This window comes from Humitalea sp. 24SJ18S-53 (assembly GCF_050632385.1).
In the GTDB taxonomy this organism is placed as follows: domain Bacteria; phylum Pseudomonadota; class Alphaproteobacteria; order Acetobacterales; family Acetobacteraceae; genus Humitalea.
In genome coordinates, this window is record NZ_CP192599.1 from 3,708,334 (window position 1) to 3,734,010 (window position 25,677).

25 protein-coding genes and 1 tRNA gene are annotated in these 25,677 nt (G+C 68.2%); 8 read left to right on the forward strand and 18 right to left on the reverse strand.

Features of this window, described 5'->3' with window-relative positions; all coding sequences use genetic code 11:
• Window positions 1-12: 12 nt before the first annotated feature.
• The 7 genes from clpX to ACQW02_RS17750 form a co-directional block, all read right to left on the reverse strand.
• Window positions 13-1,269: an ATP-dependent Clp protease ATP-binding subunit ClpX gene (clpX, locus tag ACQW02_RS17720; protein WP_431281230.1), complete on the reverse strand. Its 1,257-nt coding sequence runs from the start codon at window positions 1,267-1,269 to the stop codon at window positions 13-15.
• Window positions 1,270-1,427: 158 nt separating this feature from the next.
• Window positions 1,428-2,069 (reverse strand): ATP-dependent Clp endopeptidase proteolytic subunit ClpP, encoded by a 642-nt coding sequence (gene clpP / locus ACQW02_RS17725; RefSeq protein ID WP_431281231.1) that lies wholly within the window; start codon window positions 2,067-2,069, stop codon window positions 1,428-1,430.
• 193 nt (window positions 2,070-2,262) lie between these two features.
• Window positions 2,263-3,594, reverse strand: a complete 1,332-nt coding sequence (gene tig, locus ACQW02_RS17730; protein WP_431281232.1) for a trigger factor — start codon at window positions 3,592-3,594, stop codon at window positions 2,263-2,265.
• Window positions 3,595-3,650: 56 nt separating this feature from the next.
• A tRNA-Leu gene (locus tag ACQW02_RS17735) sits at window positions 3,651-3,735 on the reverse strand.
• 67 nt (window positions 3,736-3,802) lie between these two features.
• Window positions 3,803-4,942 carry an energy transducer TonB gene (locus ACQW02_RS17740; protein WP_431281233.1) on the reverse strand — a complete coding sequence of 380 codons (1,140 nt, stop codon included), beginning with the start codon at window positions 4,940-4,942 and terminating at the stop codon, window positions 3,803-3,805.
• 180 nt (window positions 4,943-5,122) lie between these two features.
• Entirely contained in the window at window positions 5,123-7,510 is a 2,388-nt protein-coding gene (locus tag ACQW02_RS17745; protein ID WP_431281234.1) for a 1-deoxy-D-xylulose-5-phosphate synthase N-terminal domain-containing protein, read from the reverse strand.
• Between the two features lie 115 nt (window positions 7,511-7,625).
• The gene (locus ACQW02_RS17750) at window positions 7,626-8,024 is read right to left on the reverse strand and encodes a hypothetical protein (protein ID WP_431281235.1); all 399 of its coding nucleotides are present in this window, start codon (window positions 8,022-8,024) and stop codon (window positions 7,626-7,628) included.
• Between the two features lie 216 nt (window positions 8,025-8,240).
• On the opposite strand from ACQW02_RS17750, the gene ACQW02_RS17755 reads away from it, so the two are divergent.
• Both ACQW02_RS17755 and ACQW02_RS17760 read left to right on the forward strand, forming a co-directional pair.
• The gene (locus ACQW02_RS17755) at window positions 8,241-9,179 is read left to right on the forward strand and encodes a LysR family transcriptional regulator (protein ID WP_431281236.1); all 939 of its coding nucleotides are present in this window, start codon (window positions 8,241-8,243) and stop codon (window positions 9,177-9,179) included.
• A gap of 58 nt (window positions 9,180-9,237) precedes the next feature.
• Complete coding sequence (locus tag ACQW02_RS17760) at window positions 9,238-9,702, forward strand: YHS domain-containing (seleno)protein (RefSeq protein ID WP_431281237.1); 465 nt, start codon at window positions 9,238-9,240, stop codon at window positions 9,700-9,702.
• Window positions 9,703-9,750: 48 nt separating this feature from the next.
• On the opposite strand, the gene ACQW02_RS17765 is transcribed toward ACQW02_RS17760, so the two are convergent.
• Both ACQW02_RS17765 and ACQW02_RS17770 read right to left on the reverse strand, forming a co-directional pair.
• On the reverse strand, window positions 9,751-11,163 hold the full coding sequence (locus ACQW02_RS17765; protein ID WP_431281238.1) for a malonyl-CoA decarboxylase: 1,413 nt from the start codon (window positions 11,161-11,163) through the stop codon (window positions 9,751-9,753).
• Between the two features lie 60 nt (window positions 11,164-11,223).
• Window positions 11,224-11,946, reverse strand: a complete 723-nt coding sequence (locus tag ACQW02_RS17770; protein WP_431281239.1) for a ribonuclease activity regulator RraA — start codon at window positions 11,944-11,946, stop codon at window positions 11,224-11,226.
• Between the two features lie 65 nt (window positions 11,947-12,011).
• On the opposite strand from ACQW02_RS17770, the gene ACQW02_RS17775 reads away from it, so the two are divergent.
• Window positions 12,012-12,449 (forward strand): VOC family protein, encoded by a 438-nt coding sequence (locus tag ACQW02_RS17775; protein WP_431281240.1) that lies wholly within the window; start codon window positions 12,012-12,014, stop codon window positions 12,447-12,449.
• Window positions 12,450-12,497: 48 nt separating this feature from the next.
• Here the strand turns inward: ACQW02_RS17775 and ACQW02_RS17780 are convergent, their stop codons facing one another.
• Complete coding sequence (locus ACQW02_RS17780) at window positions 12,498-13,469, reverse strand: Bug family tripartite tricarboxylate transporter substrate binding protein (RefSeq protein ID WP_431281241.1); 972 nt, start codon at window positions 13,467-13,469, stop codon at window positions 12,498-12,500.
• A 58-nt stretch (window positions 13,470-13,527) separates the two neighbouring features.
• A complete protein-coding gene (locus tag ACQW02_RS17785) occupies window positions 13,528-14,253 on the reverse strand; it encodes a glutathione S-transferase N-terminal domain-containing protein (protein ID WP_431281242.1) in 726 nt (241 codons plus the stop codon).
• A gap of 2 nt (window positions 14,254-14,255) precedes the next feature.
• Here ACQW02_RS17785 and ACQW02_RS17790 point away from each other — a divergent pair, with 2 nt between their 5' ends.
• Complete coding sequence (locus tag ACQW02_RS17790; protein WP_431281243.1) at window positions 14,256-14,474, forward strand: hypothetical protein; 219 nt, start codon at window positions 14,256-14,258, stop codon at window positions 14,472-14,474.
• Between the two features lie 9 nt (window positions 14,475-14,483).
• On the opposite strand, the gene ACQW02_RS17795 is transcribed toward ACQW02_RS17790, so the two are convergent.
• Window positions 14,484-14,894 (reverse strand): YraN family protein, encoded by a 411-nt coding sequence (locus ACQW02_RS17795; RefSeq protein WP_431281244.1) that lies wholly within the window; start codon window positions 14,892-14,894, stop codon window positions 14,484-14,486.
• Here ACQW02_RS17795 and ggt point away from each other — a divergent pair.
• Complete coding sequence (gene ggt, locus ACQW02_RS17800; RefSeq protein WP_431281245.1) at window positions 14,893-16,557, forward strand: gamma-glutamyltransferase; 1,665 nt, start codon at window positions 14,893-14,895, stop codon at window positions 16,555-16,557. The genes ACQW02_RS17795 and ggt overlap by 2 nt on opposite strands.
• Window positions 16,558-16,579: 22 nt before the next feature.
• Window positions 16,580-17,044, forward strand: coding sequence for a CreA family protein (locus tag ACQW02_RS17805; protein ID WP_431281246.1), 465 nt, complete (start codon window positions 16,580-16,582; stop codon window positions 17,042-17,044).
• Here the strand turns inward: ACQW02_RS17805 and ACQW02_RS17810 are convergent.
• From ACQW02_RS17810 to ACQW02_RS17835, 6 genes are all read right to left on the reverse strand, one after another.
• A complete protein-coding gene (locus tag ACQW02_RS17810) occupies window positions 17,041-18,030 on the reverse strand; it encodes an ABC transporter ATP-binding protein (RefSeq protein WP_431281247.1) in 990 nt (329 codons plus the stop codon). The genes ACQW02_RS17805 and ACQW02_RS17810 overlap by 4 nt on opposite strands.
• Window positions 18,023-18,988 (reverse strand): ABC transporter ATP-binding protein, encoded by a 966-nt coding sequence (locus tag ACQW02_RS17815; RefSeq protein ID WP_431281248.1) that lies wholly within the window; start codon window positions 18,986-18,988, stop codon window positions 18,023-18,025. Before ACQW02_RS17815 ends, ACQW02_RS17810 begins: the two co-directional genes overlap by 8 nt.
• Window positions 18,988-19,893: an ABC transporter permease gene (locus ACQW02_RS17820; protein WP_431281249.1), complete on the reverse strand. Its 906-nt coding sequence runs from the start codon at window positions 19,891-19,893 to the stop codon at window positions 18,988-18,990. The genes ACQW02_RS17815 and ACQW02_RS17820 overlap by 1 nt, the downstream gene beginning before the upstream one ends.
• Window position 19,894: 1 nt before the next feature.
• Window positions 19,895-20,872, reverse strand: coding sequence for an ABC transporter permease (locus tag ACQW02_RS17825; protein ID WP_431281250.1), 978 nt, complete (start codon window positions 20,870-20,872; stop codon window positions 19,895-19,897).
• A 27-nt stretch (window positions 20,873-20,899) separates the two neighbouring features.
• Window positions 20,900-22,486 carry an ABC transporter substrate-binding protein gene (locus ACQW02_RS17830; protein WP_431281251.1) on the reverse strand — a complete coding sequence of 529 codons (1,587 nt, stop codon included), beginning with the start codon at window positions 22,484-22,486 and terminating at the stop codon, window positions 20,900-20,902.
• An 87-nt stretch (window positions 22,487-22,573) separates the two neighbouring features.
• Window positions 22,574-23,641 carry an AI-2E family transporter gene (locus ACQW02_RS17835; protein WP_431281252.1) on the reverse strand — a complete coding sequence of 356 codons (1,068 nt, stop codon included), beginning with the start codon at window positions 23,639-23,641 and terminating at the stop codon, window positions 22,574-22,576.
• Window positions 23,642-23,807: 166 nt separating this feature from the next.
• On the opposite strand from ACQW02_RS17835, the gene otnI reads away from it, so the two are divergent.
• On the forward strand, window positions 23,808-24,596 hold the full coding sequence (otnI, locus tag ACQW02_RS17840) for a 2-oxo-tetronate isomerase (protein WP_431281253.1): 789 nt from the start codon (window positions 23,808-23,810) through the stop codon (window positions 24,594-24,596).
• Between the two features lie 14 nt (window positions 24,597-24,610).
• Window positions 24,611-25,492 carry a 2-hydroxy-3-oxopropionate reductase gene (locus tag ACQW02_RS17845; RefSeq protein WP_431281254.1) on the forward strand — a complete coding sequence of 294 codons (882 nt, stop codon included), beginning with the start codon at window positions 24,611-24,613 and terminating at the stop codon, window positions 25,490-25,492.
• The last annotated feature ends 185 nt before the right edge of the window (window positions 25,493-25,677 follow it).

Below are 25,677 nucleotides of genomic sequence, written 5' to 3' on the forward strand. Positions count from 1 at the left end.
GAAGGGTAACGCTCAGGCGGAAGACTGCTCCGCCTGGCGTTGACCGTGGATGAACAGCGGCGTGGCGCGCCCTTCGGCGACTTCGCGGTTCACCACCACTTCCTCGACATCGTCCAGGCCGGGCAGGTCGAACATGGTGGTGAGCAGGATGCCCTCCATGATCGACCGCAGGCCGCGCGCGCCGGTCTTGCGCTGGATGGCGCGCTTGGAAACGGACTGCAGCGCCTCCTCGGTGAAGGTGAGCTTGGCGCCCTCCATCTCGAACAAGCGCTGGTACTGCTTGACCAGGGCGTTCTTCGGCTTGGTCAGGATTTCGATCAGCGCGGTCTCGTCCAAATCCTCCAGCGTCGCCACGACGGGCAGACGGCCGATGAATTCCGGGATCAACCCGAACTTCAGAAGGTCCTCGGGCTCCACTTCACGCAGGATGGCGCCGGTGCGGCGTTCATCCGGACCGCGGACTTCGGCGCCGAAGCCGATTCCCGAACCCTTGCCGCGTGCGCCGATGATCCGTTCGAGGCCGGAGAAGGCGCCACCGACGATGAACAGGATGTTGGCCGTATCCACCTGCAGGAACTCCTGCTGCGGATGCTTGCGCCCGCCTTGCGGGGGAACGCTGGCCACGGTGCCTTCCATGATCTTCAGCAGGGCCTGCTGCACGCCCTCACCGCTCACATCGCGGGTGATGGAGGGGTTGTCGGACTTGCGGCTGATCTTATCGACCTCGTCGATATAAACGATGCCGCGCTGCGCCCGTTCGACGTTGTAGTCGGCGGCCTGCAGCAGCTTGAGGATGATGTTCTCCACATCCTCACCGACATAGCCCGCCTCCGTCAGCGTGGTCGCATCCGCCATGGTGAAGGGCACGTCGAGGATGCGCGCCAGGGTCTGCGCCAGCAGCGTCTTGCCGCTACCGGTCGGCCCTACGAGCATGATGTTCGACTTGGCGATCTCGACATCGGCGTTCTTCGCCTGATGCGCCAACCGCTTGTAATGGTTGTGCACCGCGACGGAGAGCACCTTCTTCGCGTGCTGCTGGCCAATGACGTAGTCGTCGAGGACCTTGCAGATCTCCTTCGGTGTCGGCACGCCATCGCGCGACTTCACCAGATGCGTCTTATGCTCCTCACGGATGATATCCATGCAGAGTTCGACGCACTCGTCGCAGATGAACACCGTCGGCCCGGCGATAAGCTTCCGCACTTCGTGCTGCGACTTGCCGCAGAACGAGCAGTAGAGGGTGTTTTTCGAATCGCCCGACTTGCTCATGGCTCTCCTAGCGGGCTGTCCTGGCCGCCGGGGTCGTCCCGGTGGGGCGCGGACAAGCCCCGGGGACCTGTTGGACCCCAAAGTGTAGCCCCGCCGTCACCGGGGGGGAAGATCGTCCCCGCCTGCCCTGTTTGCCAAGGCTGGCGGGGCATTGCGGGTCAGGCCTTGGCTTCCGACGGGGTCAGCGGCCGCTGGGCCACCACCTGGTCGATCAGCCCGAAGGCCTGCGCCTCCTCGGCCGACATGTAGCTGTCGCGTTCCAGCTTGCGCTCGATTTCCTCAAGCGGCTGGCCGGTGTGCTTGACGTAGATCTGGTTCAGCCGCTTGCGCAGGTCCAGAATCTCACGCGCCTGGATTTCGATGTCGGTCGCCTGGCCCTGCGCCCCGCCCGAGGGCTGGTGCACCATGATCCGGGCGTTCGGCAGGGCGAATCGCTTGCCCTTCTCGCCAGCCGTCAGCAGCAGGCTGCCCATGGAGGCGGCCATGCCGAGGCAGACCGTGCTGACCGGGGCACGAATGTATTGCATGGTATCATACATCGCGAGGCCGGCCGAAACCACGCCGCCCGGGCTGTTGATATAGAAAGCGATGTCCTTGTTCGGGTTCTCGCTTTCCAGGAACAGCAACTGCGCGCAGATCACCGCCGACACCTGGTCGTAGACCGGCCCGGTCAGAAAGATGATCCGCTCCTTCAACAGGCGCGAATAGATGTCGAAGGCGCGTTCGCCACGGGCTGTCTGCTCGACCACCATGGGGACAAGTGAATTGTTGTAGATTTCGACGGGATCGCGATCTCGCATGACTTGCCCCTTGCCGCCCGACGGAGGGCGCCGGTCCTTTCGGACCATGTTCCGGGTGGAACCGGCCCCGCCGCCCCCGAAAGGCACGCACGGACCCTGTTCCGTCAGGACCGCCCCGCCCGCGGCACCCTATCCGGCAGTTATGAAGATGGGATGACTGCCGGCCCGGTAAAGAGGGGCCAGCGCCTCCTATTCAGGCTGCGGCCGGGGGCGCCGTCAACTCGGCGACCGTCACGTCGACGTCGGTCACCTTCGCCAGCTCCAGCATGAAGTCCACGACCTTGTCCTCGAAGATCGGGCCACGCAGGTTTTCGGCCGCCTGCGGGTTCTTCTGGAAGAAATCCATGACCTGCTTTTCCTGGCCGGGGTAGCGGGTGGCTTCCGCGCGCACCGCGCGGCCCAGCTCCTCCGAGGTGACCTGGATGCCGTTCACCCGTCCGATCTCGGCCAGCAGCAGGCCCAGGCGGATGCGGCGCATCGCGATGGCACGGTATTCGGCCTTCAGCGTGTCCTCGTCCTTGCCCTTGTCATCGGCGTCCAGGCGGCCTTCCTTCATGTCGGCCTCGACCCGCTGCCAGATCTGGGCGAACTCGCCCTCGATCATGCCCTCGGGGACCTCGAACTGGGCCTGCTCGGACAGCGCATCCAGCAGGGCGCGCTTGATCTTCTGGCGGGCCAGCCCGTCGTATTCGCGCTGCAGGCCCTCGGTCAGGACCTTCTTCACCGCGTCCAGGTCGTCCAGGCCGAGCGTCTTGGCGAAGGCGTCGTCGATCACCGGGGTTTCCGACCGCTGCAGCTTCTTGGCGGTAATGTCGAACACCGCTTCCTTGCCGGCCAGTTCCGCGGCGCCGTATTCGGCCGGGAAGCTCACCGTGATCTGGCGGCTCTCGCCCGGGGACAGGCCGTCCAGTTGTTCCGTGAAGCCGGGGATGAAGCCCTCACCGGCCACCTCGATCGGCATGTCGTTCATGCTGCCGCCCTGGAAGGGCTCGGTCTCGCCGGCCAGGCGGCCGACGAAATCGCATACCAGGACGTCGCCCTTGGTCGCCGGGCGGACCTCCTCGACATCGACCATGGTACGGTTGCGGCCGGCGATGCCCTCGATCGCGGTGTCGATCTCGGCCGGGCTGGGGGAGGCCTTGGGGCGCTCCAGGGCGATGGCGGAGAAATCGGGCAGCGGGATTTCCGGCAGCAGTTCCAGCTCGACCTTGAATTCCAGGTCGCCGCCATCGGCGAAATTCACCACATCGACCTTGGGCTGCAGGGCCGGGCGCAGGCCGCGGTCGGACACGACCTTGCGGGTCGCCTCGCCCACCTGTTCCTCAAGCACTTCGCTCATGATCGCCGCGCCATAGCGCTGCTTCACGACCGAGGCCGGCACCTTGCCAGGGCGGAAGCCAGGCAGGCGCAGGTCGCGCCCGAGGGCGGCGAGCCGCTTGTCGCGGCCAGCCGAAATTTCGGCGGCGGACACCACGATATTGTAGCCGCGCTTGAGGCCTTCATTGGCGAACTCGGTGACCTGCATGTCTCTCGTGACCTGTCTTCTTGGAAAGGAAATCTGGCGTTACGGGCGGGTCCGACTGGTGCGGGCGGAGGGATTTGAACCCCCAAGGCTTGCGCCACTGGAACCTAAATCCAGCGTGTCTGCCAATTCCACCACGCCCGCCGCCGGGCATGCCCATATGACTGCGAAGCGCGGGCCTTAGCGGAACCGGCACCGGAAGCCAAGGCGTTCAGCGTTGGATCAACCTGTATTGCACCTCGAGATCAACCTCCACCCCGCGCGGATCGGCGCCCGGGGGGAAGGGCGGGATGCGGACGCCGGGGCGGAATGGCCGCTCCGTGCCCCGGTCGAGCCAGAGCGAATTGGAGCTTCGCAGCAGCCGCACGCTCCGCACCGTCCCGTCCGGATCGGCGGTGATGCGCACCCGGACATTGCCCTGGGCCCCGTTCTGCCGGGCGTCTTCCGGGTAGCGCAAATTGGCGTCCAGCCAGGCACGGAAGGCGTTGCGCCAGTCGGGGCCGACCTGGGCGCCACGGACCTGCAACTGCGGATCGGGCGTCATGCGGCCGAGTTGCTCGGGGCTGACCGAGGTATCGAGCTGCCGGCCGGGCGGCCGGGCGGCCTGTGATGGCGGGCGGGCGCGTTCGAAGGAAAAGCCGTCCGGCAGGTAGATCGGCGCGTTCGGGTCGGGCCGCGGCTGCGCGCGCGGCGCCTCACGGGGCGGCGGCGGCGGCCGGGGCCGGGGCGGCAGGGTCAGCGGGGTCGGCGGCGGCAGGGTGAATTCCTCCGCCGGCGGCAGGCTGAATTCGATCGGCGGCGCCTCCGGCCGCACCGGCAAAGGCGGCGGCGGTTCGGGCGGGGTGACGGTCGGCTGCGGCGGCGCGGGGGGCGTGGCCGAGGGCGGTGGCGGCGCGGTTCCGACCGCGGCGGGCGGCGCCGGCGGGGCGATTGGTGCCGGGGGTGCGGGCGGCGGCGGGGCGGGTTCCGGCGGCCGGGCGACCGGCGGCGGTGCGGCGGGGGCCGCGGGCGGCGGTGGTCGCACCGTGGGTGGCGGCGGCGGCGGAGGCGTCGGCAGCGACGGTGCCGGTTCGGGCGGGGCCACGGGCGGCGGCGGCGCATCCGGCGGCGGTGCCGGTTCGGGGCTTTCGGGTTCAGGCGGGCTTGGCGGTTGCGGCGGGGGTTGGGCCGGGCGGTCGGGCTGACCGCCTTCGAACACCACCTCGATCGCCGGGGGCGGCAGGGGTTCGGCCATGTCCCGCCCCAGGTCGGGGATCAGCCAGGCCAGCAGCAACATGACGTGCAACAACGCGGAGGCGATCGCCGCCGGCCCGAATGGCTTGACGTCGCGCCGGCGCCGGCGCGGCAACACGCGCGGCGCCAGGATCAACGGCCGGCGCGGCGTCGCGGGCGCACCCGGCCGCGTAGAGGGGGCGGGCCGCCGCAAGACAGGCGGCCCGGGCAGAGGAGCATTCATGCTGCACTGCCCATAGCCGCCCGCGCCGCGTGACGCGACCTGCCGGCGCGAAACGAAAGGTGACGGGTGCCCCCGCTACCCTAGCAGCGCCTGGGCGCAGGCATCCAGGATGGCATCGGTATCCAGCCCGTATTCCCGATAAAGATCAGGAATATCGCCGGCTTGGCCGAAATGATCGACGCCGAGCGGCACGACCCGATGCCCCCTCACCGCCCCCAGCAAGGCATGTGCCGCCGGGTGCCCGTCCAGCACCGAGACGATGGCACCGCCCGGGGCCAAGGCCGAAAGCAGCGACTCGACATGCGATGGGGCCGCGCCATGCGCGCCCCGCGCCGCGCGGCGGGAGGCGAGCCAGCCCGCATGCAGCCGGTCGGGGCTGGTGATGGCCAGCAGCCCGGCCCCGGGCTCCTCCTCGCGCAACGCCTCGAAGGCCGCCGTCGCTTCGGGGGCCACGGGCCCCTGGTAGGCGATGGCGATCCGCGCCCCAGGCCCCGGCGGCACGGCCCAGTAACCGCCGGCGATCACGGCGGCCGGATCCAGGACCCTTTGCGGCTGCATCAACCCGCGCGTCGACAGGCGCAGCCAGACCGCGCTGCCATCAGGTTGCTGCATGTGGTGGAAGGCGTGGCGCAGCAGGATGGCGAGTTCATCCGCATGGGCGGGTTCGAAGCTCGCCAGCCGGTCCGCCGCCATGCCAATCAAGGGCGTGTTGACCGATTGGTGCTGGCCACCCTCCGGCGCCAGCGTCAGCCCCGACGGCGTGCTGACCAGCAGGAATCGCGCATCCTGGTAACAGGCGTAGATCAGCGCATCGAGGCCGCGATTGACGAAGGGGTCATAGACCGTCCCGATCGGCAGCAGCCGCGCGCCATACAGCCGGTCCGACAGTCCCAGGGCCGCCAGCACCAGGAACAGGTTCTGCTCGGCGATGCCCAGTTCGACGTGCTGCCCGCCCGGCGACATGCCCCAGCGCTGCGCCGAGGCCAGCTTGGCGTCGCGGAACACGTCATTCTTCAGGTGGCGGTCGAAAATCCCGCGCCGGTTCACCCAGGGTCCGAGATTCGTCGAAACGGTGACGTCGGGGCTGGTGGTGACGATCCGATCCGCCAGGGCCGCATTCGCGCCATTGCCGCGGCCGATCTCGGCCAGGATTTCGCCAAATGCGCCCTGGGTGGACATGCCCCGCCCCACCCCTGCCACCGGCACCGGAAACGCCGGCGGGACGGCGATGGTGGGCGAGACGAGCGAACGGCCAGCAGGCGTCAGCGGGGTGGCGAAGGGCACGCTGGCGACGAAGTCGGCCATTTCCCCGGGCGGAATGTCCAGCCCCTCGAACAGGTCCCACTCATGCCCATCGCGGATGTGCATGGCGGCACGGAAGACGCCCATCTGTTCCTTGGACATCAACCCGGCATGGTTGTCCTTGTGCCCGGCGAAGGGCAGGCCCTTGCCCTTGATGGTATAGGCGATGAAGCAGGTCGGCTGGTCGCCCTCCGCATCCTGGGCGCGGAAGGCCTCCAGCAAGGTCTCGATGTCGTGGCCGCCGAGGTTGGTCATCAGCGCCGCCAATTCGTCATCGGTCAGCGGGTCGATGATCGCGCGCACCCCGTCGATCCGGCCGAGTTCCGACAGCAACGCCGCGCGCCAAGCGGCGCCGCCCTGGAAGGTCAGCGCGGCGTAGAGGCTGTTGGGGCAGTCATCGATCCAGTGCCGCAGCGCCTCGCCATCCGGCCGGGCAAAGGCGGCTGCCAGCTTGCGGCCGTATTTGAGGGTGACGACGTTCCAGCCCATGTCGCGGAACAGGCCCTCGATCCGGCCGAAGAGGCGGTCGGGGACGACGCTGTCCAGGCTCTGGCGGTTGTAGTCGATGACCCACCAGACATTGCGGATGTCGTGCTTCCAGCCTTCCAGCAGGGCTTCGTAGATATTGCCCTCGTCCAGCTCCGCGTCGCCCACCAGGGCGATATGGCGACCGGCCGGCAGGCCCTCCGGCGCCAGGTTCTTCAGCCGCACGTAATCCTGCACCAGGCTGCCGAAACTCGTCAGCGCGACGCCCAGGCCGACCGATCCGGTGGAGAAATCGACCTCACCGCCATCCTTCACGCGGCTGGGATAGGGCTGGATGCCGCCGAACTGGCGCAAGGTGGTCATCCGCGCCGGATCCTGCCGACCCAGCAACAGGTTGATCGCGTGGAAGACAGGTCCCGCGTGGGGCTTGACCGCGATCCGGTCCTCCGGCCGCAGAACGTCGAAATACAACGCCGTCATGACCGCGGCTATCGAGGCGCAGGAGGCCTGGTGCCCCCCGACCTTCAACCCATCGCGGTTGGGGCGGACGTGGTTGGCGTGGTGGATCATCCACGCCGAAAGCCACAAAAGTTTGCGCTCGATGGCGCGCAGCATGGCGATGCGGCGGGCTTCGTCGGGGGCCGCATCCCGGACCGGCTTGCCTTGTACCGTCATTCGCTTAGCCCCACCCCGATTTACAACCGAGGATAGGCCGACGGGGTGCAGCCGCAAAGCAGGCTGTGCACCCCGCCGAATAGCCGGGATCGGCAGGCCGAAGCCTGCCGAAGCCTTAGCCGCGCGGCGTGCGCCGGCCGATGGACGCCAGGTTCGGCACAACGCCGTCCGCACCGGTCAGTTCCAGCGCGCGCGGGTCGGTGTTGGCCGGCACCCAGACCGTCTGCTCGCTCTCACCCGAGCCGATGGCGACCGGCACCAGGCCCGCGGCCGGCTGCTGCGTGAACCGCGGATCGAGGTAGGTGACGACCACGTCCTGGCCAACGCCGGTGCTCACCAGCGAACCACCGCCAACGACATTGGTCTGGCCGGCGGGGCCGTAGTCGATCGTCACATTCTCACCGCTGCCGACAGCGTGCGGGTAGGACTGGGCCTGGGCGGCGAAAGGCTGCGCCGCCAGCAGGACCGCCAGGGTGGCGGCGGGGGCGATCGCAGAAAGATTGAACTTGATCAACGTAGTCATCCTCATTTTCGGGCCCTCGCCTTGGTCCGCATGCGCGGGAACGGCCGGGCCCACTCTGCTGGGCGCATGATTCACCGCGGCGGCGATTCTGCCTCTGCGGATCATTGCTCTAACGAGGCGTGCTGCTCGTCTGGGGCCTAGGTGCGCCCTTGCCTCCAGCATTTTAACTGCTTTTATTATGGCTGTTACTATCGGATTTCGTGATACATGCTCGACGGCCTGACCCTGGACCAGCTTCGCATTTTCGTGGCGGTCGCCGACACCGGCAGCTTTTCCGCCGCCGGCGTGGCGGTGCAGCGGGTGCAATCCGCGGTCAGCCAGTCGGTGCGAGCGCTGGAGACGACGCTCGGGCTGCAACTCTTCGACCGGACGCTGAAAAAGCCACGGCTCACCGATGCCGGCCGGACCGTCCTGGCCGACGCCAGGCGCGTGATCGGCGATGCGGAAACGCTGCGCGGCCGGGCCAGCAGCATCGCCAACGGGCTGGAACCGGAACTGACCCTGTCGCTGAGCCAGTTGCTGGAACGCCAGACCAGCATGGATGTGATGCGCGAGTTGAGCCAGACCTTTCCCAACCTGCCGGTGCGGCTGCTGACCGGCGGCATCGCCGCCCCCGAACGCTACCTGCGCGCCGGCACCGTGGAACTCGCGATCTTCCCTTTGGGCCTCACCGATGCCACGGACCTGGAGACGGAGTTCCTGGTCGATGTGCCCTTGGTACCCGTGGTCGCGGCGTCGCATCCGCTCGCCGCCCTCCCCGGCCCGCTGTCGCGCGATGCACTCAGCACGCATGTCCAGCTTGTGCTGACCGATACGCTGACGCCCGAGGATTGGTCGCTGGGCGTGGTCAGCCACCTGGTCTGGCGTTTCGCCGACATGAACACGCGGCTCGCTTTCCTGCTGAACGGCTTTGGCTGGTGCAACATGCCGCTGCATCTGGTCGCCCCGCATATCGCCTCGGGGGTGTTGAAGCGGCTGGTGCTGAAGCAGCGCAATGGCTTCGTCATGCAGTTGCACGCCGTGCACCACCCCGCCCGGCCGCCGGGCCGGGCCGGGCGATGGCTGATCGAACGGTTGCGGGAGAGGCTGGCGGTCGCCGAACCACAGACGACGGGGCTTGCCGACAACGCCGCGCCCGCACCGTAACCGGCGCACCGCCGCGCACGAAGGCCTTGATGGAGCAACCAGGAAAGGATCTCCGTCCATGCCGAACATTCTGCAACGCCGCACGCTCACGGCTTCCGCCCTTTTGGGTGGCATCGGTGCCGCCGCCGGGCTTCTTGGTGGCGCGCGCATCGCGCTCGCCGGCAACCAGCTCGCCGTCGCGATCAGCGGCTATGATGCGACCAGCTACCAAAGCGGCACGCCGCAGCGGGGCGTGGCGCGCTACAATGCGCCCTACAATGGTGGCGTCTGGTTCTTCGCCTCCGAAGGCACGCGCGATCTCTTCAAGGCCGATCCCGCGCGCTACGTGCCGCAGTTTGATGGCTATTGCGCCTGGGCGGCGTCGCAGGGCTACAAGGCGCCCGGGAATTCCGAGGTCTGGCGCGTCGTCGAAGGCAAGCTCTACCTGCAGGTGCACGAACAGGCACAGCAGATGTGGCTGCGCGACGTGCCCGGCAACATCGCCAAGGGCGACATGAACTGGCCGCGCATGCATCCGTTCTGAGCCTTGGCGACGACGCCGCACCGGTGGGTCGCGACCCACCGGTGCCGGCTACGCCTTTGCCAGCTTCCGCAATGCGCTCGCGGCCGCGCGCTTGCCCTCGCCGGCATAGGCCTCGTGGTTCGCCTCGATCTTATCCGGGTCGTAGAGGTAGTTCACCATCAGCCCCAGGCTTTCGCGGAACCCTTTGTCCGAGGTGTCGCCACGGACATTGATCCGCTCCAGCCGCGCGCCGTTCGACAAATGGAAATGCGCCACAGGATCGCGCGCACGCCTGGGGTTGCGCCCGTGTTCCATCAGCACGTAGCGGGCGCAAAGCCGCGTCAGCACCGGTTCGGCCTTGGCCGCCGCCGCCGGGTCGCGCAGCGTGCCGCGCCTGGCCAGGATCGCGGCCAGCGCCGCGGCGCCACCATCGGCGCCAGGGACGGCGGCCCGCAGCGACTCTGCCTCGCCTTCGGCCAAAAGCGCCTCGCCCTGCTGGTGCAGCGCCTTGTCCAGCCAGGTGCGAAAGCCCGGCAGCGGCGACAGCGTGCTGAACTGCTTCAGCCCGGGGCATTCATGGCCCAGTTCGCTGACCACGCGCTTGATCAGGAAGGCGCCGAAGGAAATTCCATCCAAGCCGCGCTGGCAGTTGTTGATGGAATAGAAGATCGCGGTATCGGCCTTCTTCGGGTCCAGCACCGGAGCGTTCTGGTCCAGCAGCGCCTGCACATTGCCGGCGATGCCCTGCACCAGCGCGACTTCGACGAAGATCAGCGGTTCCTGCGGCATGCGCGGGTGGAAAAACGCGTAGCAGCGGCGGTCGGAATCCAACCGGTTCTTCAGGTCGCGCCAGGTGCGGATGCGATGCACCGCCTCGTATTCCACCAGCTTTTCAAGAAGTGCCGCCGGGCTGTGCCAATCGATCGGGCGCAGTTCCAGGAAGCCCACGTCGAACCAATTGGCGAGCAACGCGCGCAGGTCGGATTCCAGCGCCGCCAGCAACGGATCGCCGTTGCGCCGCAGCAATTCCGCACGCAGGTCGACCAGGAATTTCACGCCATTCGGGATGGAGGTGAATTGCGTCAGCAGCCGCATCCGTGGCGGTTCCAGCGCGCGGCGCAGGCGGGTCTTGGCCGCGGCCCGTTCCGCCGTGCCGGTGGCGGCGGTCAAGGCTTTGGCAGCCTCGGCGATGGCCCCTTCATCGGAATCGAAGCCGGCCAGGGTGCGCAGGAAGGCTGTGCGGCCGGCATCATCCTGGGCCAGGTACAATTCGGCCAGCCCCGCCGCGCGGGCGCGGGCCGAAGCCTCGCCACCGCGGCCGGCCAGGCAATCCTGCATCCGCGTGGCCAGATCCTCCGGGCCGTTGCCGGCGCCGACCAGCACCGTCACATCGGTCCACAGCCCCTTCACCCGCCGCAGGGCGCGGTCCAGCAGCGTGGCCTCGTTGTCGGACGGACCACTCGGGCGGCTGGCTTCCGTCATGTGTGCTCCCGTTATGAAATTATCGGAAACATAGGGTGAGGTCGTTGCCGTTGGGAAGGCTTAACCGCCTTTTTCCGCGCGATAGCGCGCCAGCGCCTCGGCCGAGGGCGGGTAGGTGCCCTCCAACGGCGCCCCGGCGGCGACCTGTTTCACGATCCAGCCCTCCATGGCTTCCTTTTCGGCCGCCGCCGCCGCGACCTCGGCCGCGATCGCGCGCGGGATGCAGACGACGCCATTGGCATCCCCCACCATCACGTCGCCCGGGAAGACCGCGACACCGGCGATGCCGATGGGCTGGCCGTGATCGGCCACCATCACCAATGCGGAGGACGGCACCGGCGCCGATCCACCCGCTGCGAAGACCGGCCAGCCGAGGCCACCCACGCTTTCCAGGTCGGCGACCCCGGTATCGGTGACGAAGCCCGCGACCCCGCGCGCCTGCAGCGCGGTCGCGATGATGTCGCCCAGGACCGAGACCCGCGCCGCCCCTTCGGTCGCGAAGACCACGACGTCGCCGGGGCGCGCCTGGTCCAGCGCCTGGCGATGCAGGCTGGGGGCGCGCTTGGCCTCGACCTCGGTGCGGATGTCCTCGCGCACCGGGATGGCGCGCACGGTATGTGCCAGCCCGACCATCTTGGGTGCGCCGACCGAAACGACGCCGTGCAGGAAACGCGACCGCAGGCCGCGCGCATAGAGCACCGCCGAAAGGGTCGCGACCGGCACCGCCAGCAGGGCATCGCGCAGGGTGTCGTCCAGCGGCGTATCGGTCGCGGCAGCGGTCATCGGGGAGTCCTTGCGGGCGGCCGCGGGATGCGGCACGCGGGTCGTCTCACCTCGGAGACTGCGCCATGGCCGAACCCGTCGCCAACCCACTGACGGCCAAAAAGCCGTTCATCGAACAGAACGTCGTCTGGATGTACACCGACGACATCGAACGCCACGCGGCCTTCTACCGCGATGTGCTGGACCTGCCGCAGGTGCTCGACCAGGGCGTGTGCCGGATTTTCCAGGTTTCGCCGACCGGGTTCCTGGGGGTCTGCGACAAGGTCGGCCGGCCGCGCGGCACCAAGGGGATGATGTTCACCTTCCTCGTCGAGAACGTCGAGGAAGCCTATGCCTGGATGCTCGCGCGCGGCGTGGCCTTCGACGGCCCGCCCGACATGCGCGGCGGCAAGAACGTCTATTCGGCCTTCTTCAAGGATCCGGAGGGCTATTGGCTGGAAATCCAGGAATTCCGTGACCCGCGCTGGCCCTACCCGAATGGGCGTGGGCCGCGCGCGGGATAGGCGACATTCGGCAAACGGCCGGTGCGCGGGTGCGCACCGGCGTGGCGGCTACTCCAACCTGATGCCGGCGGTGCGGATGATGGTGGAGAAGACCTCCCTCTGGTCGCGCAAATGCGCCGCCATCGCCGCCGTGTCGCGGAACTCCGGTTCGATCCCCATGGCGACAAGCCGCTCCTGAGTCGTCGGGTTTGCCATGCCGCGCTTGATGGCATCCGACAGGCGATCGATGACCGGGCGCGGCGTCGCGCCGGGCGCCATGACGCCCAGCCAGGCGCTGGCGTTGAAGCCGGGGATGCCGGCGGCCTCGGCGATGGTCGGCACGCCGGGGGCCAGGACGGATGGCCGCGTCAGCGACATCCCGAACGTCCGCACAGCGCCCTGGCGCACCAGCGGCCCGGTCGCGGCGACCGTGTCGATCGCATAATCGACCTGCCCGCCCAGCACCGAGGTCAAGGCCGGCCCGCTGCCGGCGAAGGGCACGTGCACCGCCTCCACCCCCGCGCCGCGGTTGAAGTATTCGCTGATCAGATGCGCCGTCGCCCCGGTGCCGGAGGTGGCGAAGGTGTAGCGCCCCGGGGCCGCCTTCAGCGCCGCGATGAAGCTGGCCATGTCGGTCGCCGGGAAGCCCGGCCGGACCACCAGCAGATACGGCGACAGGCCGAGGATCGCGACCGACGTCAGGTCCTTTTCAGGGTCGAAGGGCACGCGCTGCAACAGCGGATTGATGGTGACCGGCCCGCTGCTGGCGGCCAGCAGGGTGTAGCCATCGGGGGTGGACTTGGCGGCCGCATCGGTGCCGATCATGCCGCCGGCGCCGGGGCGGTTTTCCGAGACGACGGGCTGGCCGAGCGCATCGGTGATCAATTGCCCGGCGACGCGCCCCATCAGGTCGGTCGCCTGGCCCGGGGGCCAGGGGATGATCATGCGGATCGGGCGGTTCGGATACGGCGCGCCCTGGGCACGGGCATGAATGGCCGGAAGGGCCAGCGTGGTGGCAAGCAAAAGCGTTCTGCGACGCATTCGTTTTCTCCCTGATAGTGACCCAGCCGTAACCGATCCCGGGCGCGGTTGCGAGGCCCTATGGCGAGGCCATCACGACATCCCGCCCGATCGCATCCGCCTGCGCCTCCGCCCGCGCCCGCCAGGCCTGCATCAGCGGATGCGCCGCCATCTGCGCGATGAACGCCATGCTGTCGGGCGCGAGGTCCACGCCATAGGTGGTGTAGCGCGTGGTCATCGGGGCGTGCATCGCATCGACCGCGCAGAAATCCGCGCCGCAGAGCCAAGGCCCACCGAAACGCGCCAGGGCGTCGCGCCAGATCGCCTCGATACGATCGGTGCCCGCACGCACGCCGGGGCGGGCCATCAGCTTCACGTTGCTGGGCAACCCGTCCCTGACCGGCCAGCGCTTGATCAGGTTCATCGGCAACCCGTTGCGGACCTCGTCGAAATGGCTGTGCATCTCGGCCGCCATGCAGCGGGCGATGGCGCGGCGGGCGGGATCGGCCGGCCAGATCGCGCAGCCGGGGTTTCGCTCCCACAAGTATTCCGCGATCGCCAGGGTGTCCCACAGGCGCAGCCCGTCGATCTCCAGCACCGGCACGCGGCCGGAGGGAGAGACGGCGCGCAGTTTGGGCGGGCTGTCGGGGCGGGAGAGGAAGATGATGCGATCTTCCGGCGTGATGCCGCCCAATTGGCAGATCATCCAGCCCGGCACCGACCAGCCGGACGACCAGGCGGAGCCGAGGTGGAGCACAGGCGCGACCGAAGCCGGCGGCAGCGGATCCTGGAAGGCGTTGGTCATCGATGTCTCTCCCCTCTCGATGGGGGCAGCCTCGCACGCCTGTCGAAGACTGCCAGGGCCTGGCCTCGACACGGCGGCACCCGCCCGATCCGGCGGGTGATCCCCTGGCCACCGCGAACATCGCCCGGATCCTCGGCGATGCGATGACGCCGCCGCTGGGGCAGCCGATCATGGAGCGGTTGTCGGCGGTGATCGAGGCCGCCGGGCCGACGGTGGGCTGACCCCCCGCCCTATTCCAGCCGGAACGCATCCACGACACGCCGCACCCGCCCCGCCACATCGACCAGCAGCACATCGAAGCGCACGCCCGCAGCGCCCTGCCCCGGGTTCTGCCCCAGCCACCATTCACCCGCCGCCAGCAACCGCGCCTGCTGGCGGGGAGCGAGGGAGAAGGCCGCCTCGGTCAGCGTCTTGCGCGCCTTCACCTCGCAGAAGGCCAGAAGCCCATCGCGGGCCGCCACCAGGTCGAGTTCTCCGGCGGGCGTGCGGCAGCGGCGGGCCAGCACGACAAAACCATCGGCCACCAACGCCGCGGCGGCCCGATCCTCGGCAGCGCGTCCTCGTGCCTCGGCGGCGGCACGCACCGCGGGTGTCGCGGCCGGCGCGGTCATGCGAGGCTTTGGGTTGGAGGGTTCGATCATGCGTCGCCTGTTCTGCCTGTTTCTGCTGCTGTCGTCGCCCGCCGTCGCCCAGCGCCACATGGTCGCCGCCGCCCATCCGCTGGCGGCCGCGGCCGGGCAGGACATGCTGCGCGCCGGCGGTAGTGCGATCGACGCCGCCGTCGCCATCCAGGCCGTGCTGTCCCTGGTCGAACCCCAGTCCAGCGGCCTGGCCGGCGGCGCGCTGATCCTGCACTTCGACGCCCTTCGCCGCCACACCACGGCCTGGGACGGCCGCGAAGCCGCGCCCGCCGGGGCCATGCCAGACCTGTTCCTGCGACCCGATGGCACCCCGATGCCCTTCATCGACGCCGTCATGTCCGGCCGCAGCATCGGCGTGCCGGGCGCCATCGCGGCGTTGGAGGCGGTACACCGCCTTCATGGGCGCCTGCCCTGGGCCGCGCTTTTTGCCCCGGCGATCCGACTGTCGGAGGAGGGTTTCGCCATCTCTCCGCGTCTTGCCGCCGCCATCGCCACCGAGGCACCACGCCTGCGGCGGCACCCGGCAACAGCCGCGTATTTCCTGGCCGCCGATGGATCGCCGCTGCCCGCCGGCCACCTGCTGCAAAACCCCGAACACGCCGCCACCCTGCGCACCATCGCGACCCAGCGCGCGGCCGGGCTGCTGACCGGGCCGGTCGCGGCCGACATCGCCGCGACCGTGCAGGCCTGGGGGGAAGGTGGCACCATGACGGTCGAGGATCTGGCCGCCTACCGCCCGGTGCTGCGCGACCCGGTCTGCGGCCCCTACCGCGTCGTCGTGGTCTGCGGATTCCCGCCCCCCTCCTCGGGCGGGGTCGCGGTCGGGCAGATTCTGGGTGTGTTGGAACACGTCGACATGGGTTCGATGGACCCGGCCGGGGCAGAGGCCGCGCATGTGTTTGCGGAGGCCGCGCGCCTGGCTTTTGCCGATCGCGCGCAATACCTGGCCGATAGTGACTTCGTGCCCGTGCCGGTGCGGGGCCTGCTGGACCGCGGCTACCTCGGGCAACGCGCGCAGCGCCTGGATTTTTCCCGCGCCGACCCAACGCCCCGCGCGGGAAACCCCGACTGGCGCCGCGCCGCGCAGGCGCCGCAACCCGAGCAGATCGAATACGGCACCAGCCATATCTCCATCGTCGATGCCGCGGGCAATGCGATCGCCATGACCACCACCATCGAGGGCGTCTTTGGCAGCTTCGCCATGGTGCGAGGCATGGTGCTGAACAACGAACTGACCGATTTCTCGATGTTGCCGCAGGTCGGGGGCCGTCCCGTCGCCAACCGGGTCGAGCCCGGCAAGCGCCCCCGGTCGTCGATGTCCCCGACCCTGGTCTTCGACCGCGACGGCCGGTTGCTGATGGTGGTGGGCTCCCCCGGCGGGGCGCGGATCATCACCTTCACCGCCCATGCGCTGGTCGGCATGATAGACTGGGGCATGACGCCACAGGCCGCCATCGACCAGCCCCGGATCGTGACGACAGGGGGCGCCGTGGAATTGGAGGCAGGGACCGCAGCCGCGGGGCTTGCTCCTGCGTTGGAGGCGCGCGGGCATACCGTCGCTGTCCGCGAGCTGACATCTGGCCTGCACGCCATACGGGTCACCCCGACCAGCCTGGTCGGCGGTGCCGATCCGCGGCGCGAAGGCGTGGTGCTGGCCGACTGACGGACACGAACGGAGAACCATCATGCACCGCTTGCTGCTTGCCATCTGCCTGCTGGCCCCGATCGCCGCCACGGCGCAGGAAACCCGGGAAATCGGAGCGGTCGCCACCGCCTGGACCAATCTTGGCCTGACCCGCAGCCATCGCGTGGTCGTGGAGCGTTTCGAGGATCCTGAGGTCGCGGGCGTGTCCTGCTACATCAGCCAGGCGCGCACCGGCGGCTTGTCGGGCATGGTCGGCCTAGCCGAGGACCCGGCCCGCTTCGCCCTGGTCTGCACCCCGACGGGTGAGGTGCGGGTCGCCGCCAGCGCCCGGCGCGGTGAACGCGGCGAACAGGTCTACGAGAGCAACACCAGCCTGTTCTTCAAGGAAACCCGCGTGCAGCGGTTTTTGGATGAGGAGCGGAAGGTCGTCGTCTACCTCGCCTGGAGCACGCGGATGGTGGATGGCAGTCCGTTCAACGCGGTGGCGGTGGTGCCGTATCGCTAGGCGGCCCGCCCCTCCTGCACCGCGTGGCAGGCGACCAGGGTTTCGTGCGCCAGGATCATCTCCGGCCGCTCCACCTTGCAGCGGTCATTGGCCAGGGGGCAGCGCGGGTGGAAAGCGCAGCCGGTCGGGGGGTTGATCGGGCTCGGCACCTCCCCCCCCACAGGGGTGCGGGGGCGGCCTGACATCGACAGGTCGGGCACCGCTTCCATCAGCGCCCGGGTGTAGGGGTGGCGCGGCGTGCGGAAGAGCGTTTCGGCCGGCGCGTTCTCGACCAAGCGGCCGAGATACATGACCCCGATCCGGTCGCTGACCTGGCGCACGACCGCCAAGTTATGACTGATGAAGAGGTAGGTCAGGCCCAGCCGCTGCTGCAGTTCCTTCATCAGGTTCAGGATCTGCGCCTGCACCGAGACGTCGAGCGCCGAGGTCGGTTCGTCGCAGACCAGGAATTCCGGGGATGACGACAGCGCCCGCGCAATGCTGATGCGCTGACGCTGGCCGCCCGAAAACTCATGCGGGAACTTTTGGGCATCCAGCGGCGACAGGCCCACTTGGGTCAGAGCCGCGCCGACGCGATCCAGCGCATCCTGGCCACGGGCGATGCCGAAGGCGCGGACGGGTTCGGCCACGATGTCCCGCACCCGCCAGCGGGGATTCAGGCTGGCGTAAGGGTCCTGGAAGATCATCTGCATGCGGCGGCGCTGCGCCATATCGGCGCGGGCGGCGCCTAGTTCCATGCCATCGAACATCACCTCGCCGCCGGTCGTGCGATAGAGGCCGACCATCAGCCGCGCGACGGTGGATTTGCCGCAGCCGGATTCACCGACGAGCGACAGCGTGGTGCCGCGCGGAATGTCGAAGGTCACGCCATCGACGGCGCGCAGCGAACGGCGGCCCTCACGCGCGATGAGGCGCTGCACGATGGGGCGAGAGACATCGAAGTAGCGCGCGATGTCGCGCGCCTCGACAAAGGGGCGCTCAGACATTGTCGTACAGCCAGCAGGCGGCGCGGGTGGTGCCGGCGTCCATCAGGTCGGGCCGTTCAGCGCCGCAGCGGCTGAACACCTTTGGGCAGCGAGGACTATAGGCGCAGCCCGGCGGGATGGCGTTCAACCGCGGCATCGCGCCGTCGATCTGCGCCAGTCGTTCCACCCGGCGGTCGAGCGGCGGGATCGATCGCATCAGACCGGATGAATAGGGATGCCGGGCGTTGCCCACGACCTCCCGCACCGGGCCGATTTCGGCGATGCGCCCGGCATACATGACCGCGACCCTGTCGGCGGTTTCCGCGATCACGCCCATGTCGTGAGTGACCAGCATCATCGCCGTGCCCTTGTCGCGCGCCAATGCCTTGAGCAGCGCGATGACCTGCGCCTGGATCGACACGTCCAGCGCTGTCGTCGGTTCATCCGCCACGATCAGCTTTGGTTCAGCGCAGAGCGCCAGCGCGATCACGACGCGTTGCCGCATGCCCCCGGAAAACTCATGCGGATAGGCGTCGATCCGCTGCGCGGCGGCGGGGATGCCCACCTGTTCCAGCCAGCCGATGGCGCGCCGACGCGCCTCGTCCGGCCCGATCGGCAGATGCGTGGTCATGGTTTCGATCAACTGCCGCCCGACGGAATACAGCGGGTTCAAGGTGGTCAGCGGGTCCTGGAAGATCGCGCCGATCTGGCGGCCGCGGATGCGGCGCATGTCGGCATAGGGCAGGTTGTCGATGCGGCGGCCATCCAGCAGGATTTCGCCACGGGCGATGCGGCCAGGGGGTTCCAGGAGCCCGATGATGGCCGCGCCGGTCATGGATTTTCCGGCACCGGATTCCCCGACGATGCCCAGGATTTCGCCGGGTTCGATCGCGAAGGACACATCATCCAGCGCGGTCAGGATGCCGCGCCGTGTCGGGAATTCCACGCGCAGGTTACGCACCTCAAGCAGTGCGGCCATCAGCGCAGCCTCGGGTTCAGCGCATCGCGCAGCCAGTCGCCCAACAGGTTCACCGAGAGCACCAGCAGCACAAGCGCCACGCCTGGGAAGATCGTGATCCACCATTCGCCGGAAAACAGGAAGTCATTGCCGATCCTGATAAGAGTGCCGAGCGAGGGCTGTGTGGGCGGCACGCCGACGCCGAGGAAGGACAGCGTCGCCTCCGCCAGCACGGCAAAGCCCAGGTTCAAGGTCGCGATAACCAGCACCGGCCCCATCACATTCGGCAGCACGTGTGAAAACACGATCCTGGGTGCCGAGATGCCGATGATCCGCGCCGCCTGGACGTATTCCTTGTTGCGTTCGACCAAGGTCGATCCCCGCACGGTGCGGGCGAATTGCGGCCAGTTGCTGACGCCGATGGCGAAGATGACGACGTAGAGCGCGATCTGGTCATGCACCTCACGCGGCAAGGCCGCGCGCACGACGCCGTCGATCAGCAGGGCGACCAAGATCGAGGGGAAGGTCAGTTGGATATCGGCGATGCGCATCAGCACCGCGTCGGCCGTGCCGCCGGCGTAGCCCGCGGTCAGCCCGACCAGCACGCCGAGGCTGGTGGAAAAGATGACCGCGCAAACACCGACCAGCAGCGACACGCGGGCGCCATACATGATCGCCGACAGCAGGTCCCGCCCCTGGTCGTCGGTGCCGAGCGGGTACATGGCATCGCCTTCCGCATCCCAGGCCGGCGGCTTGAACGCGTCCATCAGGTTCAGGCTGGCCAGGTCGAAAGGGTTGTGCGGCGCGATGAGAGGCGCGAGCACCGCCCCCAGGATCAGCACCAGCGCCACGATCGCCGAGGCGATGGTCACGGGATTGCGAGTAAAGGACCACCAGAGGTCGCCATCGAAAAAATTCTTCAGCATCTCAGTGACCCCCGCCACCAACGCGCAGCCTGGGATCGACGGCGAAGTAGAGCAGGTCGACGATCAGATTGATCGTCACGAACAAGGCGGAGATGAGCATCAGATAGGCGGCCATGACGGGAATATCGGCGGCACCGACTGACTGGATGAACAGCAGCCCCATGCCCGGCCATTGAAACACCGTCTCGGTCACGATGGCGAAGGCGATGATGGCGCCCAGTTGCAGGCCGGCGACGGTGATGACCGGCACCAGCGTGTTCTTCAGCGCATGCCCGAAATTGATCGCCCGGTTCGACAACCCACGGGCACGGGCGAACTTGATGTAGTCGGTGCGCAGCACCTCCAGCATCTCCGCCCGCACCAACCGCATGATCAAGGTCAGTTGGAAGATGCCCAGCGTCACCGCAGGCAGGATCAGCGCCTTGATCCCCGACAAGGTGAGGAAGCCGGTCGTCCACCAGCCCAGCCGCACGACGTCGCCGCGGCCGAAGGATGGCAGCCAGCCGAGCCAGACAGCAAAAACCAGGATCAGCAGGATGCCGATCAGAAAGGTCGGCAGCGACACCCCGATCAGCGAGAAGGTCAGGAAGAAGCGCGAGAGCCAGGAATTCCGGTAAAGCCCGGTATAGACCCCCATCGGCACGCCGATCGCCAGCGCCAGGAAGGCCGCGACGAGAGCCAGTTCCAGCGTCGCCGGCGCGCGTTCCATGATCAGGTCGGCGACCGGGCGGCCAAGGCGGTAGGATAGCCCGAACTCACCCTGCGCGGCATTGCCTACGAACTTCAGGAATTGCATGAAGAAGGGTTGGTCCAACCCCAGGTCGGTGACGAGCGCCGCCCGCTGCGCCTCGGTAAAATCCTGGCCCAGCATGATGGCGATGGGGTCGCCGACATAGGCAAACATCGCGAAGGAGATGAAAGCCACGACCAGCATGACCGGTATGGCCTGCAGCACGCGAGAGACAATGAAAGCGAACACGCGTGCCGTACCCCCGCTACAAAAGTCTCAGTTCACCACGGCCCAGCGGAAATACGGCTGGTTGTTCGCCGCATGCGGGATGGAGATGTTGGACCGCATGGCCCAGGGGATCATCTGGTGGTGCAAGGGGATATGCGGCACGTCGGCGCGGTAGAGGCGCAGCGCCTCGGCAATCGTCTCCATGCGGGCGTCGCTCGAATCGGTTTTCATACGCTCGATCAGCGCATCCATCGCCGGGTTGGAATAGCGCCCGTAATTCCAGATGCCATCGCCCTGCGCGCCGTTGCGGGTCGCGAGCAGGGATTGGAAGGAATACAGGGAATCCAGCGTCGGAACGCCCCAGCCGAGCATGTACACCGATGTGTCGTCGCGCTGGATCTTGGCGAAGAAGGGCGCCAGCGGCATAGCGTTCAGGTTCGTCCGCACGCCGACCCGCGCCCACATGGCGGCGATTGCCTGGCAGATCTGCTCATCGTTGATGTAGCGGTTGTTGGAGCAATCGAGCGTGATCTCGAAGCCGTTCGGATAACCGGCCTCGGTCAGCAGGGCACGGGCGCGGGCGACGTCGTAGGGCAGTCGCACATCCTCGGCCGCGACATAGCCATTGACCTGGGGCGGGAACAGCGTGCCGGTCGGCACCGACTGGCCACGCATCGTGGTGCGCTGGATCGCGGCGATGTCGATCGCATGATACAGCGCCTGCCGCACCCGCAGGTCGCGGAACGGGTTGGCGCCGCGTACGCTGCTGTAGATCAGCTCGTCGCGGAATGTGTCGAAGGCCAGGAAGATCGTGCGGACCTCGGGGCCCTCCAGGACCTTGACGCCCGGCGCGGCGCGCAGGCGGTTCAGGTCCTGCAACGGCGGATCGAGCACGAAATCCACCTCACCCGACAGCAGCGCCGCGACCCGCGTCGCATCCGACGAAATCGGGCGGAAGACCAGTTCGGTGACATTGCCCGGCGCATTGCCGCCGGTCGTCTGCTGCCAGCCGAACCAGGCGGGGTTCCGGGTCAGCACGGTGCGGACATCCGGTTCGCGCAGCGACAGGCGGAAGGCGCCGGTGCCATTGGCCTGGCGGACGGTCGCCATTTCCTCACGGTTGCGCGTGTTCTGCGGCCGGGTGGCGCCAACGCGCTCGGCCCAGGCCTGGCTCATCATATAAACGCTGGCGAATTTGTTCGGCAGGATCGGGTCGGGGATCTTGGTGATGACATCGACCGTGGCGTCGTCGACCTTCACGACGCTGTCGATCGTGTCGACAAAGATGCCGAAGTTGCTGGTCGGCGCCCGGGCGCGGCCGATCGAAAAGACCACGTCATCGGCGCTGAAACCCTCGCCTTCGTGGAAGCGTACACCCTGGCGCAGCACGAAGCGCCAGCGGGTGGGTTCAACCTGCGTCCAGGACAGCGCCAGGCCGGGGGCGAGGCTCAGGTCGGCATTGCGGGCGATCAGCGCGTCGTAGATCTGCTGCACGACCATCGTGACCGTGCCGACGTTCTGGCTGTGCGGATCCATCGTATTCGGGTCGCCAGAGGCGGCCCAGCGGATGGTGCGCGCGTCAGCGCCGCCTGCGATCACCACAGCCGCCAACACGGCCAAAAGCCATTTCCGCATCGCCCAGAACCCCCTGCTGCCGCCGGTTCCCGGTCGGCTTTTTTGATGTCTCAGGCATAGAGGCTGCAACGGCGCCGCGAAAGAGGTTTAGGCGCCGGGTTTGACCGGTCCCGCCGCCACCGTGCCCGTACCTGTCCAATCACGCAGCAACGTATAGCCGACCGCGAGCAGCACCGGCCCAAGAAACAGGCCAAGGAAGCCAAAGGCGAAGACCCCACCCAAGGCGCCCAGCAAGGTCAGCAGCAACGGCAGGTCGGCGCCGCGGCTGATCAGCCAGGGCCGGATGAAGTTGTCGACCGAGGAAATCCCCAAGGCCCCATACAGCCCCATGAAGATGCCCCAACCGATGCTACCCTGCCCCAGCAGCCACAGGGTGGCGGGAATCCAGACCAGCGGCGCGCCGACCGGCAAGATCGAAATCACGCCAGTGATGAAGCCAAGCAGCACCGGCTGCGGTACCCCCGCGATCCACAGGCCGAAGGTGGTCATCAACCCCTGCACCAGCGCCGTGCCCAGCAGCCCATACACCACGCCCCGCGTGACATCGCCGGTGAGTTTGAACAGCCGCAAGGAGGCGGGGCCCGCCAGCCGGTCCGACAACCGCCGCGCCTGCGTCGCGATCGCCGGACCGTCGCGGTAGAAGAAGAAGGCCAGCGCGATGGCGACCAGCAGTTCCGCGATGCCCGACAGCACGGTCAGCAACACCGACAACGCGGCCTGGGCAATGGTGCCGGCATAGGGCTGGACGGCCTCGGCCAGGCCGGACAGGTCCCGCTGCCAGGACGCCCAGGTCGTATGAAGGGTTTCGCCAACCAAGGGGATCGCGGCGATCCAATTGAAATCCGGCAGCCCCCGGCCGACCATCCCCTGCACCGCGGCTTGCAGGCTTTCGATCGAAGCCCGGTCGGTCGGCGCCACCAGCAACAGCGGCAGGCCGATCAGCAGGAACTCCGCGACCACCATCGCCGTGGCGGCGCCCGTCGGTCCCAGCCGGGCACGGTCACGCAGCAGAAGGAAGGCCGGCCAGGTCGAGAACACCAGGATCGCCGCCCATAATAGCGCCGAGACAAAAGGCTTCAGCACCAACAGGCAGCCGACCCCGAGGGCGACGAGCGCCGCGAAGCCGATGATGCGGTTGGCTTGGTGCGACTCCACGCGCTGATCGCTGGTGGGGGGTGGGGACGGTGGAGGGGCATCGCTCATGCGGCCACTGTGCCGCATCCGGCGCCCTCCTGTCGCCTGTGCCCGCCATCAGCACCCTTGCCGACACTGGCTTCCCCCGCCAGAAAGCCAGCCCAGGGAAACAAGGGAACGCCCCGCCATGCCGCGCTTTGCCGCCAACCTGTCCATGATGTTCAACGAGGTCCCCTTCCTGGACCGCTTTGCCGCAGCCCGGGCACAAGGGTTCGAAGCGGTCGAGTTTCTCTTTCCCTACGACTTCCCCGCGGCGGATATCGCCAGGCGCCTGGCCGACAACGGCCTGTCGCAGGTCCTGTTCAATGGCCCGCCCGGCGATTGGGCCGGCGGCGAACGCGGCGTCGCCTGCCTGCCCGACCGGCGGCAGGAATTCCGCGACGGCGTGAAGAAGGCGCTGGACTACGCGGCCGCGCTGTCCTGTCCGCGCCTGCACCTGATGGCAGGGCTGGCACCGGCCGGCGTCGCGCACGACACGCTGACGGGGGTTTATGTCGCTAACCTCGACTGGGCGGCGGAAGAATGCGCCAAGGCGGGCGTGAAGCCGGTGATCGAACCGATCAACCACCGCGACATCCCGGGCCTGTTCCTGAACACGATGGACCAGGCGGCGGCGGTGATCGCGGCGGTCGGCCCGGATCGGCTTGGCCTGCAATTCGACCTGTATCATTGCCAGGTGACCGAGGGCGACATCGTCAAGCGGGTGGAAAAGCACCTGCCGATCATCGCCCATATGCAGGTCGCCGATGTCCCGGCGCGCAACGAACCGGGGACGGGTGAGGTGAACTGGGATTTCGTGTTCAAGCGCATCGACGCCCTGGGCTTCCGCGGCTGGATCGGCTGCGAGTATCGCCCCGCGGGCGACACGGTCGCCGGCCTCGGCTGGTTCCGCCCCTACGCCAAACCCGCTTCCTGATAAGGATCGTTAACATGAAGATCGGTTTCATCGGCCTCGGCATCATGGGGCGCCCGATGGCGCTCAACCTGGCCAAGGGCGGGCACAGCCTGTTCGTGCCGGAACGCGCCAGCCTGACCCCCGAAATGCGCGCCTCGGCGGAAGTCCTGGCCGATGCCGCGGCGGTCGCCGCGGCGGCCGAGGTGGTCATCATCATGGTCCCCGACACCCCCGATGTTGAGGCCGTGCTGTTCGGCGCCGACGGCATCGCCCCCGCGCTGAAGCCGGGGACGCTGGTGATCGACATGTCCTCGATCAGCCCGACCGCGACCCAGGGCTATGCCAAGCGCCTGGTCGAAGCCGGCTGCGACTGGGTGGATGCGCCCGTGTCGGGTGGTGAGGTCGGTGCCAAGGCGGCCTCCCTGACCATCATGTGCGGCGGCACCGACGACGCCTTTGCCCGCGCCCTGCCCCTGTTCGAGCTGATGGGCAAGAACATCACCCATGTCGGCCCGGCCGGCGCCGGCCAGACCTGCAAGGTCGCGAACCAGATCATCGTGGCGCTGAACATCGAAGCGGTGGCCGAGGCGCTGGTCTTCGCCTCCAAGGCCGGTGCCGATCCGGCCAAGGTGCGCCAGGCGCTGATGGGCGGCTTTGCGGCCTCCCGCATCCTGGAAGTGCATGGCGAGCGCATGATCAAGCGCACCTTCGCCCCCGGCTTCCGCATCCGGTTGCACCAGAAGGACCTGAACCTGGCGCTGTCGGCCGGGCGGGACCTGGGCGTGGCGCTGCCGAACACCGCCTCGGCGCAGCAGTTGTTCTCGGCCGTCGCGGCCCAGGGCGGCGCCGATCTGGACCACTCGGCCCTGGTCAAGGCGCTGGAGACGATGGCCGCGAGCAAGGTCGCCGAAGACTAGGCTGCCATTCGTGCCAGGGGGCGGGCCGTGGGTCCGCTCTCCATGGTTGCAACGCGCCCCATTTTTCGTAAACGCCGCGACAATCCTATTGCGCCATCCACCGGTTCGCAGCATTGTAATCGCGACACGAGACATGTCTCGTAATTCATGATTGTAATTCGCTCGCGATACCAACAGGGGGTTGC

Bases quoted from the DNA above. Each gene is read 5' to 3' on its own strand.
- ACQW02_RS17830 (WP_431281251.1), bottom strand. From the start codon at position 22,486: ATGCGGAAATGGCTTTTGGCCGTGTTGGCGGCTGTGGTGATCGCAGGC.
- ACQW02_RS17755 (WP_431281236.1), top strand. From the start codon at position 8,241: ATGCTCGACGGCCTGACCCTGGACCAGCTTCGCATTTTCGTGGCGGTC.
- ACQW02_RS17790 (WP_431281243.1), top strand. From the start codon at position 14,256: ATGTCTCTCCCCTCTCGATGGGGGCAGCCTCGCACGCCTGTCGAAGAC.
- clpP (WP_431281231.1), bottom strand. From the start codon at position 2,069: ATGCGAGATCGCGATCCCGTCGAAATCTACAACAATTCACTTGTCCCC.
- ACQW02_RS17815 (WP_431281248.1), bottom strand. From the start codon at position 18,988: ATGGCCGCACTGCTTGAGGTGCGTAACCTGCGCGTGGAATTCCCGACA.
- ACQW02_RS17765 (WP_431281238.1), bottom strand. From the start codon at position 11,163: ATGACGGAAGCCAGCCGCCCGAGTGGTCCGTCCGACAACGAGGCCACG.
- ACQW02_RS17770 (WP_431281239.1), bottom strand. From the start codon at position 11,946: ATGACCGCTGCCGCGACCGATACGCCGCTGGACGACACCCTGCGCGAT.
- ACQW02_RS17820 (WP_431281249.1), bottom strand. From the start codon at position 19,893: ATGCTGAAGAATTTTTTCGATGGCGACCTCTGGTGGTCCTTTACTCGC.
- ACQW02_RS17810 (WP_431281247.1), bottom strand. From the start codon at position 18,030: ATGTCTGAGCGCCCCTTTGTCGAGGCGCGCGACATCGCGCGCTACTTC.
- ACQW02_RS17775 (WP_431281240.1), top strand. From the start codon at position 12,012: ATGGCCGAACCCGTCGCCAACCCACTGACGGCCAAAAAGCCGTTCATC.
- clpX (WP_431281230.1), bottom strand. From the start codon at position 1,269: ATGAGCAAGTCGGGCGATTCGAAAAACACCCTCTACTGCTCGTTCTGC.
- ACQW02_RS17845 (WP_431281254.1), top strand. From the start codon at position 24,611: ATGAAGATCGGTTTCATCGGCCTCGGCATCATGGGGCGCCCGATGGCG.
- ACQW02_RS17805 (WP_431281246.1), top strand. From the start codon at position 16,580: ATGCACCGCTTGCTGCTTGCCATCTGCCTGCTGGCCCCGATCGCCGCC.
- ACQW02_RS17795 (WP_431281244.1), bottom strand. From the start codon at position 14,894: ATGATCGAACCCTCCAACCCAAAGCCTCGCATGACCGCGCCGGCCGCG.
- ACQW02_RS17745 (WP_431281234.1), bottom strand. From the start codon at position 7,510: ATGACGGTACAAGGCAAGCCGGTCCGGGATGCGGCCCCCGACGAAGCC.
- ACQW02_RS17760 (WP_431281237.1), top strand. From the start codon at position 9,238: ATGCCGAACATTCTGCAACGCCGCACGCTCACGGCTTCCGCCCTTTTG.
- ggt (WP_431281245.1), top strand. From the start codon at position 14,893: ATGCGTCGCCTGTTCTGCCTGTTTCTGCTGCTGTCGTCGCCCGCCGTC.
- tig (WP_431281232.1), bottom strand. From the start codon at position 3,594: ATGCAGGTCACCGAGTTCGCCAATGAAGGCCTCAAGCGCGGCTACAAT.
- otnI (WP_431281253.1), top strand. From the start codon at position 23,808: ATGCCGCGCTTTGCCGCCAACCTGTCCATGATGTTCAACGAGGTCCCC.
- ACQW02_RS17780 (WP_431281241.1), bottom strand. From the start codon at position 13,469: ATGCGTCGCAGAACGCTTTTGCTTGCCACCACGCTGGCCCTTCCGGCC.
- ACQW02_RS17785 (WP_431281242.1), bottom strand. From the start codon at position 14,253: ATGACCAACGCCTTCCAGGATCCGCTGCCGCCGGCTTCGGTCGCGCCT.